The 14058-nt window shown below is 72.8% G+C and carries 10 protein-coding genes; 9 read left to right on the top strand and 1 reads right to left on the bottom strand.

Features of this window, described 5'->3' with window-relative positions; translation table 11 throughout:
* The 6 genes from JK359_RS37655 to JK359_RS37635 form a co-directional block, all read left to right on the top strand.
* Positions 1-1410: alpha/beta fold hydrolase (locus JK359_RS37655; RefSeq protein ID WP_236679073.1), on the top strand; the 1410-nt coding region annotated here is incomplete at its 5' end.
* Positions 1411-1676: 266 nt separating this feature from the next.
* Positions 1677-3764 carry an ABC1 kinase family protein gene (locus tag JK359_RS37650; protein ID WP_201844140.1) on the top strand — a complete coding sequence of 696 codons (2088 nt, stop codon included), beginning with the start codon at positions 1677-1679 and terminating at the stop codon, positions 3762-3764.
* Between the two features lie 485 nt (positions 3765-4249).
* Entirely contained in the window at positions 4250-6700 is a 2451-nt protein-coding gene (locus tag JK359_RS37645) for a non-ribosomal peptide synthetase (RefSeq protein WP_236679072.1), read from the top strand.
* 141 nt (positions 6701-6841) lie between these two features.
* Positions 6842-7846: a TauD/TfdA family dioxygenase gene (locus tag JK359_RS39680; protein WP_236679071.1), complete on the top strand. Its 1005-nt coding sequence runs from the start codon at positions 6842-6844 to the stop codon at positions 7844-7846.
* A gap of 54 nt (positions 7847-7900) precedes the next feature.
* Positions 7901-9496 (top strand): phosphoglycerate dehydrogenase, encoded by a 1596-nt coding sequence (gene serA / locus JK359_RS37640; RefSeq protein WP_201844139.1) that lies wholly within the window; start codon positions 7901-7903, stop codon positions 9494-9496.
* A 49-nt stretch (positions 9497-9545) separates the two neighbouring features.
* Positions 9546-10316 (top strand): thioesterase II family protein, encoded by a 771-nt coding sequence (locus JK359_RS37635; protein WP_201844138.1) that lies wholly within the window; start codon positions 9546-9548, stop codon positions 10314-10316.
* Positions 10317-10368: 52 nt separating this feature from the next.
* Here JK359_RS37635 and JK359_RS37630 read toward each other — a convergent pair whose 3' ends face one another.
* Positions 10369-11598 (bottom strand): serpin family protein, encoded by a 1230-nt coding sequence (locus tag JK359_RS37630; protein ID WP_307788455.1) that lies wholly within the window; start codon positions 11596-11598, stop codon positions 10369-10371.
* 425 nt (positions 11599-12023) lie between these two features.
* Between JK359_RS37630 and JK359_RS37625 the strand changes: the two genes are divergently transcribed.
* From JK359_RS37625 to JK359_RS37615, 3 genes are all read left to right on the top strand, one after another.
* Positions 12024-12776: a GntR family transcriptional regulator gene (locus JK359_RS37625; protein WP_201844137.1), complete on the top strand. Its 753-nt coding sequence runs from the start codon at positions 12024-12026 to the stop codon at positions 12774-12776.
* A 513-nt stretch (positions 12777-13289) separates the two neighbouring features.
* Positions 13290-13481, top strand: coding sequence for an SPOR domain-containing protein (locus JK359_RS37620; RefSeq protein WP_201844136.1), 192 nt, complete (start codon positions 13290-13292; stop codon positions 13479-13481).
* Positions 13482-13511: 30 nt separating this feature from the next.
* On the top strand, positions 13512-13940 hold the full coding sequence (locus JK359_RS37615; protein ID WP_201844135.1) for a (deoxy)nucleoside triphosphate pyrophosphohydrolase: 429 nt from the start codon (positions 13512-13514) through the stop codon (positions 13938-13940).
* The last annotated feature ends 118 nt before the right edge of the window (positions 13941-14058 follow it).

The raw sequence follows: 14058 nt of genomic DNA, 5'->3' as shown, positions 1-14058 counted from the left end.
GTCACGATGGAGTTCCAGAACGTCTCGGAGCCGGCCATCGACCTGCCGGGGATCTCGGCACGACCGTACGAAGTGCCCTTGGACGCCGCGAAGTTCGACCTGTCCTTCGTGTTCGACGAGCGGCAGGCCGAGGGCGACGACGAGACCGGCACCACGCTGTCCGGCGCGGTCGGCTACAGCCTGGACCTGTTCGACCGGGCCACGGTCGAGGCGCTCGCCCAGCGACTGCTCCTCGTCCTTCGGGCCATGGTCGCCGACCCCGCAGCCCGCATGAGCACCATCGACGTACCGGAGATCGAAGGACGGCCCGCGCGTCTCGCCTCGCCGGAGGCCGAAGCCCCCGACGCGCAGGGCGCCGCCGGCCCGGTGGCGGACCGGCCGATCCGCAACGCGAAGGAAGAGCTGCTCCGTGCTCTGTTCGCCGAGGCACTGGGCATGCCGAGCGTGGGAGTGCACGAGAACTTCTTCGACCTCGGCGGCCACTCGCTGATGATCGTCAAGATGCTGGCGAAGGTACGGTCCGTCTTCGGGGTACGCCTGCCGATCCGGACGCTGTTCGAGGCGCCCACCGTGGCGGAGCTGGCCCTGAAACTGGACGGCGACGACGAGGGCGGCGCCTTCGACGCACTGCTGCCGCTGCGCACCGCGGGCGCCGGGGCACCCCTGTTCTGCGTGCACCCGGTGACCGGCCTCGGCTGGTCCTACGCCGGGCTGCTGCGGGAGATCCCGGCCGACCACCCGGTGTACGCGCTGCAGGCGCGCGGGATGGACGGCGACGGGGAACTCCCGCGGACGCTGGACGACATGGCGGCCGACTATGTGGCCCGCATCCGCGAGGTCCAGCCGTCCGGGCCGTACCACCTGCTCGGCTGGTCCTTCGGCGGAGTCGTCGCGCACGCCATGGCCGTACAACTGCGGAATGCGGGCGAGGAGGTGGAGCTGCTCGCCATGCTCGACTCCTACCCGGCCGATGCCGGCGAGACGTCCACCGTGCCCTCGGACGAGCAGCTGTTCGGCGAGCTGCTGAAATACGCCGGAGCCGAGTCCGCCCCGGCCGCCGGTCCGCTGACCGCGAGCAGCACCGCCGAACTCCTCGGCGAGCGGGGCGGGCTGTTCGGGAACTTCGACGCCGAGACGCTGGCGCGGGTGGGACAGGTGACCCGCAACAACATGGTCATCGACGCTGCGCACGCGCCCGGCCGCTTCGACGGAGAGGCGCTGTTCTTCAGGGCGGTACGCGGACGCACGCCGTCCGCACCGGAAGTCGAGCTGTGGATGCCGTACCTCACGGAGAAGATGGACGTCCGCGAGCTGGACTGCACGCACGACGAGCTGGTGGGGCCCGAGGCCCTCAGGCTGATCGGGGAGGCCGTCGGCGAGAAGCTGGCGCGTCGGGCCTCCGAAGAGTGAGCGAGCCCGCGGGGAGACGGGCGGTCCCGGCCGGCAACGGCCGCAGGCCGCCTCCCCGCGGGTCCCCGCGTACCTGACCGCCCGCGGTTCGGGGACTGTTGGCAGGAAGGTGGCACATCCCGGTTCCGGAGAACGGCACCGCGTCGCGGCCGTCCCCGCACGGCACGCCCCGGTACCGCTCGACCACTGCATGTAGCTGACAGATCCCTCGGAACACGCGGGCGCCCTGCCTAGGGTGGCGCGCGACATACCGAGGGAGTGTCTTCATGCCCGTACAGACCGCCGCCGCCATGGCCGGTCCCGCTCTGCCGTTCGTCATCGTGCTGACGACCGTGGTCACCCTCGGCGGCGTCTACCTCGGCGTGCGGGCGGTGTCCAGGAAACTGCTCGGCATCACGATCGGCCCGCTGCGCGCGCTCTTCGCCTGCTTGGTGGCCCTCGGCACCCTGTCCGCCTTCGGGCAGATGGTGCCGGAGCAGGAGAACCGCGGCATGCTCGCGGCGGTCCAGATCGCACTGTCGCTGTTCGCCGCGCTGATCGCCATAGCGCTCGCCGACGTCTTCGTGCCGCGCGGCAGCTGGGCCCTGCCCCTGCAACTGCTGCGCGGGGCCGGCGCCCGGATCGGCCGGGCCCGCCGCTACTCGCAGATCAGCCGCATCTTTATGCGCAACGGCCTGGGCCGCCTCCTGCGCAGCCGCTCCCGTCTCGAGCAGGCCCTGAGCCCCGGGGAGTACGGCCAGCAGTCTGCCAGGGCGCTGCGCACCGCACTCGAGGAATGCGGTGGCGTGTTCATCAAGCTCGGTCAGGTCCTGTCCACCCGGCGTGACCTCCTGCCACCCCACTTCACCGACGAGCTGAGCCTGCTACAGAGCAGCGCGCCCCCGGCGCCCTGGACCGAGGTGGAAGCGCTGCTCCGAGAGGAGCTGGGCAAACCGGTGGCGGACGTCTTCGAGTGGATCGAGCACGTGCCGCTCGCCGCCGCCTCCATCGCCCAGGTGCACCGCGCGCGGCTGCAAGGCGGCCCCACCGTCGCCGTCAAGGTGCAGCGCCCGGGCGTCCGCCAGACCGTCGAGCGCGACCTCGACATCGTGCTCGTCGTCAGCCAGAGCATCCAGGCCAGGGCCCGCTCCGCGCGCGCCCTGGGCCTGCGCGAACTGGGCGACGGCTTCGCCCAGTCGCTCCGTGAGGAGCTGGACTTCCGCATCGAGGCCCGTAACTCGCAGGCCGTCGCGCGGGCCTGCGGCGGATTCGAGGCCGACGCGGCTGTGCGCATCCCACGGGTGTACGACGAGTACACCTCGCCCCGGGTCCTCGTGCAGGAGTGGCTCGAAGGGGTCACGCTCGACCGGGCCCCGGCGGTCGCCCGGAGAAAGGACCTCGACCGGACGGCGCTGGCCAGGACCGTACTTGCGGCCGTGCTCCAGCAGATCCTGCGGGCAGGGGTCTTCCACGCCGACCCGCACCCGGGCAACACCCTGCTGCTCGAGGACGGCCGGATCGGAATGATCGACTTCGGCTCGGTGGGCAGGATCGGCCCGCCGGCGCGCTTCGCCATCCAGGAACTCCTCGTCGCCGTCGACCGCGGGGACCCGGCCCGGCTGCACGACGCCCTGGTCGCCCTGCTGGGTACGCGGGCCACGACGAACGAGGAGCTACAGCCGGACCCCCTGGTCCTGGAGCGGGAGCTGGGCCGGTTCATGGCCCGGCACCTGGGGGCGGGCGCCGCGCCGGACTCGGAGGCGTACACCGCCCTCTTCCGGATGCTGTCCCGGTTCGGCCTCGCCGTGCCACCGGAGGTCGCCGCGGTCTTCCGTGCCCTGGCCACCGTGGAGGGCACGCTCACCCAGCTCGCCCCCGGTTTCGACCTGCTCGCTGAATCGCGGGGCTTCGCCGTCGAGATGCTCACCGAGGAACTGCGCTTCCGCAGGCGCGGCGCCGGGACCGACGGCGGCGGCGCCGACGAGGCCGGGTTCGCGCTGCCGGGGTTCCCGTCCTTCGCGCAGAGCGCGGCCCACGAGTTCCTCTCCGTGCTGCCGATGCTGCGCCGCCTGCCCCGGAGGGCCGAACGCATCAGCGCCGCCCTGGAGGAGGGCCGCCTGGGCGTGCGGGTGCGCGTGTTCGCGGACGACCGTGAGCGACGCTTCGTCACCGGCCTGCTGCACCAGCTGACCGTCACCCTGCTGGCCGCCTGCACCGGTCTGATGGGGGTGATGCTCGCGGTCTTAGGCACCAGACGGGGACCGCACGTCACCGCGCAGCTGGAGCTGTACCCGCTGCTCGGCTACCACCTGCTCGCGGTGAGCGCGATCCTCATGCTGCGGGCGCTGTACACGGCGATGCGCCGCATACCGTGAATTCCCGCCCGTGGAATTCTCTGACGGCCGCAAGCTGCCAGTCGCCGACGTTCGTTTCGTGAGGTTCTCAGGAAGGTACGGGAAAAAGTCGAAATACGGGTGACCGGATGACAGACGGCTGCCAACAATTCAGGTCAACAGCCCTGCGCAGCACTGGTGTCGGACAATGCGTACGGCGGTCGTGAGCCACCCGGGGCATCTTCGATTCTTCTCTTTCAATTATTCGAAGTGCGTGGCGGTGGCCGGGCCGGTGTCGCGCAGAATCCGGAGGGGAAGAACGCGAGACCCGAACTCGGAGGGCTCGCCGGCCGGCGGAGCCCGACGGCGTCCGCCGGCACCACGGACGGCGGGCCCTTCGAGTTCGGCAGGCCGACGACCCGTCGTACCCCTGCCGTCTCGATTCCCGGATGCCTGACATCTCGATTCCGAGATCCCCGGCGCCCCGGTTCCCGGATCCCTGCCGACCGGCCTCACAGGAGAGAGCGATGACGATCACTGGAGCACCTCAGCGGCTGATTCCGCGGTGGGCTGCGCCGGGTGGTGTTCCCGAGGGAGCACCGGAGCGGGCCGAGGTGACCCGGCAGGTCCCCGTCCGTCTCGCCGCCCGGACCCGACTGCTGGCCAGGCGGTGCGCGGTCGGCTGGGAGGCGGCCGCAGTCGCCGCCCACACCGCGGTCCTGTCCGCGCTCAGCGGCGAGCGCGCCCTGGTGACCGGCTACCTTCCGCCGGCCTCCACCCAGGGGAGCGCGCCCCAGCCCCGCGCCCTCGCCCATCAGGACGAGACGTGGCGCGAGCTGCTCACCGCGTCCGAGCGAGCCGCCGGGACGCCCGCCGACGCCGCCTTCGAGGCCGTCCTCGACCTGAGCCACCCGGACGGTGTCCCGGCGCGGCCCGCCCCGGACACGGTCCTGACCGCGAGCCTGCGGTACGGGCCGGACGCACCGGCGGTCGTCCTGAGCTACCGGACGGACGTACTGGACGCCGAAGCGGCCGACCGTGTCGCGGGGTACTACGTCACGGCACTGGAGCAGATGGTGGCCGCGCCCGACGCGCCGAGCCGCGGCCGGACGCTCCTCTCCGAAACCGAGTACCGCCGGCAGATCCACGAACTGTCCGGACCGGCCAGGGAGATACCGGACCGCCGCTTCCACCAGCTGTTCGAGGAGCAGGTCGCGGTCCGGCCCACGGACACCGCCGCCGTGCAGGGCGACGTGAGCCTGACCTACGCGGAGCTGAACGCGCGCGCCAACCGCGTCGCCCACGCCCTGCTCGGCCGGGGACTTGCGGCCGAGTCGGTGGTGGCCGTGGTCACCGAGCGCAACCTGGACTGGCTCGCGGCGGTCATCGGCGTCTTCAAGGCGGGGGCGGCGTACCTGCCCATGGAGCCACAGGCACCGGTCGACCGGATGGCCAGGACGCTGGAGCGCAGCGGCTGCGCACTCGTCCTCACCGAGAGCGCCGCCCTCGCCGAGGGCGGCGGCCCCGGGCACCTGGAGCGGGCGGCACCGGCCGGCCTCGAACTCCTCACCGTCGCCGACGCGTACGCCGAGGGCCGCGCCGACAGCAACCCCGCCGTGCCCGTCGCGGCGGACCAGCTGGCCTACCTGTACTTCACCTCGGGCTCGACCGGCGAGCCCAAGGGTGCGATGTGCGAGCACGCGGGCTTCGTCAACCACCTGTACGCCAAGATCGACGACCAGGGCATCGAAGCGGGACAGGTGGTGGCCCAGACCGCCCCCCAGTCCTTCGACATCTCGCTGTGGCAGCTCGTCGCCGCCCTGGTCGTCGGCGGGCGGACGCTGATCGTCGAGCAGGAGGCGATCCTCGACGTCGACCGCTACCTCGACGTCGTCGAAAGGGGCGGGGTGGCCGTCCTCCAGGCCGTTCCCTCCTATCTCGAGGTCGTCCTCGCCCGCCTGGAGGACCACCCCAGGGAACTGCCCGCCCTGCGCTGCGTCTCGGTCACCGGAGAGGCGCTGAAGAAGGAACTGACCGTGCGCTGGTTCGCGCGGTTCCCGCACATCGCCCTGATGAACGCCTACGGCCTGACCGAGACCTGCGACGACACCAACCACGAGGTGATGACCTCGGTGCCGGTCCGGGAGTCCGTCCCGCTGGGCCCGCCCGTCGGCAACGTCACGGTGTACGTCGTCGACGAGGAACTGCGGCCGGTGCCGCTCGGAGCGCCCGGCGAGATCGTCTTCTCAGGTGTGTGCGTGGGCCGCGGCTACGTCAACGACCCGGAGCGCACCGCCCAGGCGTTCGGCGAGGACCCGCACCGGCCCGGCCAACGGCTCTACAGGTCCGGTGACTTCGGCCGGTGGCTGCCGGAGGGCTCGCTGGAGTACCTCGGACGCCGGGACGCACAGGTCAAGATCCGCGGCTTCCGGATCGAGATCGGGGAGATCGAGAACCAGCTGCTGCGGCTGCCCGGGGTCCGCGACGGCGCCGTCGTGGTCGTGGAGAGCCCCGACGACGGCCGGCACCTGGTCGGCTTCCAGACCGGCTCCGAACAGCCCGCCGAGGCGCTGCGCGAACGGCTCGCGCGGGCCCTGCCCGCCTACATGGTGCCGCGCCGCCTCGAACGCCTGACGTCGCTGCCGCTGACCCCCAACGGGAAGACCGACAAGCGCGCCCTGGTCGCCCTGGCGGCGGAGCTGGCCGCGCGGGCCGGTGAGAAGCGGCACGAAGAGCCCCGCACGGACGCGGAGCGGCTTCTGGCCGAGGCATGGGAGGAGGTCCTGCGGCTGCCCGCGGGACGGATCGGACGCACCGACAACTTCTTCGACCACGGCGGCACGTCGCTCTCGGTGGTGCAGCTCGTCGTACGGATGGAGCGGGCGTTCACGCTGCGCGACGTGCACCAGAACCCCCGGCTCGCCGACCTCGCCGGACTCCTGTCACCGGCCGACAAGACCCCCGAGCCCGCGAAGTGACCGCGCGCAGGTCCCCGGGGCCCGCGGGGTGACCGCGAACAAGTCCCGCGAGCCCGCGGGGTGACCGCGGACAGGTCTCGCGGGCCCCGCGAAGTGACCACGGATCGATTCCCGAAGCAACGACAAGGAAGTGGCCGCACGATGGACGTGACGTCGGAGACGACGCAGACCGCCCCCTTCGAAGTGATCAGGACCGAGGGCGGCCCGGCCGTGCACCACCTCGACGGCCCGGCACCCGCCGACCCCGCCGCCTGGATCGCCGAGCACCGCTCGCGCCTGCGCGCCACCGTGACCGAGCACGGGGCCCTCCTGGTCCGGGGCCTGGGCCTGCGCGACGCGGACGCCGTCGCCCGGGTGGGGCGCGCCTACCTGGACCGGATCGTCACCGAGCGCGAGGGCTTCGCACCGCGGCAGGTACTGGCCGACGGCGTCCACTCCTCCTCCGAGTGGCCGGCGCACCAGCCGATGTGCATGCACCACGAGCTGAGCTACGCCCGTGAAGTGCCCGGCACCCTGCTCTTCGCCTGCCTGAAGGCGCCCGGGACCGGCGGCGTGACCGGCCTCGCGGACTCCCAGGCCGTCCTGGAGGCACTACCCGCCGGCCTGGTCGCCCGCTTCGAGCAGGAGGGCTGGCAGCTCACCCGCGCCTACCAGGACACCGTCGGAGTCGGCCTGGCCGACTCGTTCGGCACCGCGGACCGGGCAGCCGTAGAGGCGTACTGCGACGCCAACGGCATCACGTACGAGTGGCGCGGCGACGGCGAGCTGCGCACACGGCAGCGGGCCGCCGCCGTGCTCCGCCACCCCGGCAACGGGCGCCGGGGCTGGTTCAACCAGATCGCCTTCCTCAACGAGTGGACCCTGGACCCGGCGATCAGGGAGTACCTGACGTTCGAGTTCGGGGCGGACGGGCTGCCGTTCAACAGCGTGCACGGCGACGGCGCGCGCCTCGACGAGGAGACGGTGCTCACCATCAACGACGTCTACGAGAAGCACACCCTCCGTGAGCCCTGGTGCGACGGCGACCTGCTGATCGTGGACAACCTGCGGATGGCTCACAGCAGGGAGCCGTACGAGGGGGAGCGCGAGATCGCGGTCGTCCTCGGCGACCCGGTCACCGACCTTCCGCTGCCCCAGGGCCACTGACCGCCGCCCGCCGCCCGCGGAGCGGCCCGCAGACACGAGACAGGAGTCGCTGCCATGGACACGCCGGTCGTCCTGATCACCGAAGAACTCTCCCCCGCCACCGTCACCGCCCTCGGGCCCGGCACCGAGGTCCGGCGCTGCGCGGGCACCGACCGGGCCGCCCTGCTCGAGGCACTGCCCGAGGCGGACGCCGTACTCGTCCGCAGCGCCACACGGATGGACGCCGAGGCGATCGCGGCCGGAACCCGGCTCAAGGTGATCGGACGGGCCGGGGTGGGCCTGGACAACGTGGACGTGCCCGCCGCCACCCGGGCGGGCGTCATGGTGGTCAACGCGCCCACGGCCAACGTCGTCAGCGCCGCCGAACTCACCGTCGGCCTGCTGCTCGCGGTGGCACGCAACATCCCGCAGGCCGGAGCCGCCCTCCGGGAAGGCCACTGGCAGCGCAGCCGGTTCACCGGCGTCGAGCTGTCCGGCAAGACCCTCGGCATCATCGGCCTGGGCCGTATCGGAACCCTGGTGGCCCAGCGGATGCGGCACTTCGACATGCGGCTGCTCGCGTACGACCCGTACGTCCAGCCGGGACACGCGGCACGGACCGGTGTGCACATGACCGGGCTCGACGAACTCCTCGCCGAATCGGACTTCCTGACGGTGCACCTGCCCAGGATGGCCGAGACGGCGGGCCTGATCGGGTTCGAGGCGCTACAGCGGGTCAAGCCCGGAGTGCGCCTGGTCAACGCCGCCAGGGGAGGGATCGTCGACGAGGCCGAGCTGTACGCCGCGCTCAAGGAGGGCCGGGTCGCGGGTGCGGCCCTCGACGTGTTCGCCGCCGAGCCGTGCACCGATTCGCCCCTCCTCGAGCTGGACAACGTGATCGCCACCCCCCACCTGGGGGCGGGGACCACCGAGGCACAGGCCCGCGCCGGGGTGGCCGTGGCGCAGTCCGTACGGCAGGCCCTGGCGGGGCGGTGCGTTCCCGAGGCGGTCAACCTGCGCACGGGCACGGTCGACGGCGAACTGGACCCTTGGCTGGCCTTCACCGAGCAGCTGGGGCGGCTGTTCACCGCGACCGCCGCGGGCCTGCGCGGAAAGCTCCTGGTGAAGGTGGCCGGGGAGATCACCGGGCATGACACCACCGCGCTGGAGCTGGCCGCGCTCAAGGGCGCCCTCGGCAGTGTGGTCGAGGGCGGGGTCTCCTACGTGAACGCTCCGCTGCTCGCCCGGGAGCGCGGCCTCGGCACGGAGCTGGTCACCGCTCACGACGCCGTGTCGCACCGCAGCCTCGTCACCGTGTCCGGGGCGCTGCCCTCCGGTGAGGTGGTCTCCGTGTCGGGAACGCTGGACGGGCCGGGGCCGGCCGGGCGTCTGGTGGAGGTGTGCGGCTTCGCGGTGGACCTGGCGCTCGGCGGGAGCATGGCGTTCCTCCGCGCCCCGGCCGGGCCGGGACTGGTCGGCGCGGTCGGCGCGGCACTCGGCGGGGTGCCCGTCGACGCCCTCCAGATCGCGCACGGCGCCCCGGCGGCGAACACCGGTGACGAGGTCCTGCTCGCGCTGAACGTGGGCCGTCCCGTCCCGCGGGAACTCCTGGACGATGCGGCCCTCAGGATCGACGCGACGCGCAGCTGGTCGCTGGACCGGGCCGCGTGAACGGTGAGCCGGGCCGCGCGCGCAACAGAAACCGATGAGGTGGGGACGAATGGGTGACAGCGTGCGGACGACCGTCGGCAGCGACCGCTGGTTCCGCAGGTACGGGGTGTTCGGGGAGGCGGCGCGCCGCCGGCTGGTGGTCCTGCCGCACGCGGGCGGCTCCGCGAGCTTCTACCACGCCTGGGGCGGCGCCTTCGGCGAGGGCACGGAGGTCCTCGTGACACGGTACCCGGGACGCCACGACCGGCTGGCCGACCCGTGCGTCGACAGCATGGACGCCCTCGCCGACCACGTCACCGCCGCGCTGCTGCCGTCGGCGGACGTACCGGTGACGCTGTTCGGCCACAGCATGGGTGCCTCGCTCGCCTACGAGGTGGCGCTGCGGCTGCAGCGAGAGCACGGCGTACGGCCCGCCGCCCTCCACGTCTCCAGCCGCAAGGCCCCGCACCGGCTGACCCCGCGCCGCCTCCACGAACAGGGGGACGAGGCACTGGTCGCCGAACTGCAGCGGCTCGGCGGAACCGACACCCGGCTGCTCGACGACCCGGACCTGCGCGAACTCGTCCTGCCCGCGATCCGGGCGGACTTCACCGTGGTGGGCACCTACGGACCGCGCGACCCCGCCCCGGTCGACTGCCCCGTCCACGCGTACGTCGGCGACGGTGACCCGTCCATGTCCGCCCACGACATGGCGTCCTGGGCCGACGTGACCCCCCGGGAGTTCCAGCTACGGGTCTTCCCCGGCGGTCACTTCTACCTGGTCGACCAGCACGAAGCGCTGACACGCGCGATCAAGGAACAACTGACGGCCGCCGGTTGACGACCACATCTCCGCCCGGCCCCGGGGAGACGGCACACCTGCCGGGCCCGTCTCAGCTGCCGGGCGGCGGGGGCGGGACAGCCGGGCCGAGGTTCCCGACCGGGTACGGCGCCGGCTCGGTGACCCAGCCCGCCATCAGCACGAGACGGGACTCGCGGTCGGCCGCGAGGAAGCCGAAGGGACGGTCGAAGGCGACGCGGACGACGGTGGTCTCGTAGCGGTACTCCGGGACCCCGCCGGCCGCCACGGGCATGGCCGCCGTGACCGCCGCCGCCCGGAAGCCCCGCGCCCCGAACTGGGCCACGGCCGACTGGCGGGCCTCCCCGACGGCCAGCGGGTAGGCGCTCACGCCCGGGAAGTGGGCGGCCTGGACGTCCGCCGCCGACGTGAGGCCGAAGAGGCCCGGCAGGGCGAGCAGATCGTGGTCGGCCCGTACCTCGTACGCCACCGTCTGCACCTCCAGCGTCGTCGGCTCGGGCGCGACGGCCGGCTGCTGCTGGACGTGCAGGCCGGGACCCACATGCCCGTGCGACAGCGTGCCGCCCCCGGACAGCGGCAGACTGCGCTCCACGACCCCGACACCGGCCGCCAGCACCTGACCGGGCGTCATCCGCTCCTCGCCCAGCACCAGATGGACGTCGATGCCGTTGTCACCGGGCACCGTCAGCGCGGTGACGAAGCCGTCCGGGGTGCCCGTGACCCCCACCCGGTCCGGCCGTACGCTGCGCCGGTGCAGTCCGCGGAGGCTACGGCCCTGCCAGGGGCCGGAGTCGGGCCACAGCGGCAGTTCGCTGAAGGGCTGCCGCCACTCGGTGCGCAGCGCGAGGGCGGTGGCGAGCACCATCCGGGCATCGCGGGTGAGTGTCACCGGCATGCGCTCGACCAGCCCGCCGGTCCGCTCGGCAGCCCAGGCGTCCAGCCGTTCCTGCGCGGTGACGAGGTCGTCCCCGAACACCCCGTGGGTTCCGGCGGGCAGACCGGCCCGCCACTCCTCGCGCAGCGGCAGCCCGTGGTACGTCCACAGGCCGAGTGCCGCATCCAGCCCGGACACCGACGCCAGTCCCGCCAGCAGCTCCCGTGCGGCACCGGCCGCCTGCTCGGCGGGCACCCCCAGGGCGCCGGCCAGCTCCGCGCGCGCGGGTCCCGCCGCACCGTCGGCCAGGAAGGCCAGCAGGGGCCAGACGCCCGGCGCCGAGAACGCCGCGCCCTCGGACAGGGCGTGTGCCCAGCGGGCCGTCAGCCCGTTCACGCGCCGGACGGACTCCTCGGTCACCTTGCTCACTCGTTGCCCTCTCCGGAGGCCTTGGTCATGTCTTGCTCATCCCCGTTCACAATTCGCTGACTGCGCCGCGCTCTCCCATACGCGCAGTGCCGGCCGCGCGGCTCATCCCCGCAGCACCGTACCGGTGTCCACGCCCCCTGCTCCGAGCCCTCACCAGCGACAAGGGCCGTTCCAGCCACCCGAGTCGGGGCCTTCCCCCGGCTCCGTCCACGGGCTCGGCCGCCGCGGGCGTCACCGTTCGCCGTGGGTGGCCCCCCGGACGTGTGCACCTCGGCGTGAGCACCCCTATACGGGGAAGAAAGTGCCTGGGTAAAGCCTTCCCCACCCGCATGCATCACATCGAGTGATTCTCTGGCCTTTGCTTGCATGGCACAACCCACGGTTGCCAGGCTGTTGCTGTCTGTACAAACTGATGGGAGCGGCCAGTGACTTTCGGTGAGCAGCCGGCGTACCTGCGCGTCGCGGGTGATCTCCGCAAGAAGATCGTCGACGGTTCACTCCCACCCCACACCCGGCTCCCTTCCCAGGCCCGCATCCGCGAGGAGTACGGCGTCTCGGACACGGTCGCCCTCGAGGCCCGCAAGGTGCTGATGGCCGAGGGACTGGTCGAGGGCCGCTCCGGGTCGGGGACGTACGTGCGTGAGCGGCCGGTGCCCAGGCGGGTGGCCCGCTCCGGATTCCGTCCGTCCGGCGGCGCGACCCCCTTCCGGCAGGAGCAGGCCGACGCCGCCGTCCGTGGCACCTGGGAGTCCAGCAGCGAGCAGACGGAGGCCGGCGCGGCCATCGCCGAGCGGCTCGCGATCCAGGCCGGTGACCGGGTCATGCGCACCAAGTACCTGTTCCGGGACGGCGGCGAGCCCATGATGCTCTCCACCTCCTGGGAACCCCTCGCCGTCACCGGCCGCAGTCCGGTGATGCTGCCGGAGGAAGGGCCGCTCGGCGGGATGGGTGTGGTCGAGCGCATGGGGGCCATCGACGTCGTCGTGGACAACGTCACGGAGGAGGTCGGTGCCCGCCCCGGCCTCGCCGAGGAACTGCACCTGCTCGGCGGCGTCCCCGGCCACGTGGTCCTGGTCGTCCAGCGCACGTACTTCGCCTCCGGCCGCCCGGTGGAGACCGCCGACGTGGTGATCCCGGCCGATCGCTACCGCGTCGCCTACCACCTGCCCGTGAAGTGACGCGGGCACCGGCCCGGCCGCCGCTGCCGCGCCGCCCGCCGGCCGCCCGTACGGTGACCGCGGCACAGGCCCCGGCGGCCGATGTGCGGCGACCGCGGCACAGGTCCCGGCGGCCGGTCTGCGGCCCTGGCGGGAGTCGGACGTGCGTTCACACGTCCCCCGCGTGAGGTAGCGCACACCCCTGCGCGCCCGCAGGGGTGGACAGCACGGTTTCCCGCCCGTCGCCGGCACCCGGCGGGCCGCAGTAATCAGGCCGTTCTCCCAGGTGATCCCGGGTTGGCCGGTATGTCCTCGACCCGAGGCAGCGGAGTTCACGACGGCGCATTCGGCCCCGTGCGCCCCCGGCGTTCTGGCTGGTTGCGTACCTCTTTGTGAAAAGGCGTATTCGCTGCGTGAAGGTTGGGCGTACGCTCGGGCATATGCGGATTGCGGTTTCCTCAGGCGGGGCGCGACGGGGGCCCGGGAAGGGAGACGGGTGAGGTGGTGCGAGAAGGACCGCGGGCGGTGGGGGACATGAGTGAGGGCACGGTCTCCCTGCCCTGGATCGTGATACGGCAGGACGACAACGGCAATCGCTACCGCGTCGGCCGGTACGCGACCCGCGCAGAGGCGCAGAAGATCGCCGACAGCCTCGACGACCGCGGACACAAGCAGCTGTACTGGGTCGAGCGCATCGGCCAGAACGGGGACGGCTCGCGGAACTGACCAGCCGCGCCCTCCCGTAGGCTCCCCTCCATGACGCGTACGACGCCCGAAGCGGAACGCATCGTGGTGGTGGGAGCCGCCCTGCTCGACGGCAGCCGCCTGCTCGCCGCCCGCCGCAGCGCGCCCGCCGACCTGGCCGGCCGCTGGGAACTGCCCGGCGGCAAGGTCGAGGCCGGCGAGCGGCCCGAGGACGCGCTCGTGCGCGAACTGCGCGAGGAACTCGGCGTCGACGCCGAAACGATCGCCCGCGTGCCGGGGGAGTGGCAGCTGCGCGCGCCGTACGTGCTCCAGGTGTGGACCGCCCGGCTGCGTCCCGGTTCGCCCGCGCCCCGGCCCCTGGAGGACCACGACGCGCTGCGCTGGCTCGACGCCGGGGAACTCTGGGACGTGCCCTGGCTCGACCAGGACGTACCGGCGGTGCGAGAGCTGGCCGAGCTGCCGCCGCTCGGTCCGGCGTAGTCCGCTGACCGGCCGAGCGTAGTCCCGCGCACCGGCCGAAGAGAGGGCCGCCGATGCCCCGGCGCTCCTCTCGGTCCGGAGCCCCCTCGAGATGACTGCGCCGACCACTCGATCCGGC

The organism is Streptomyces actinomycinicus (assembly GCF_016741775.1).
In the GTDB taxonomy this organism is placed as follows: domain Bacteria; phylum Actinomycetota; class Actinomycetes; order Streptomycetales; family Streptomycetaceae; genus Streptomyces; species Streptomyces actinomycinicus.
Note: the sequence above shows the minus strand (reverse complement) of the source record. Positions and strands in the feature narration are given on the sequence as shown.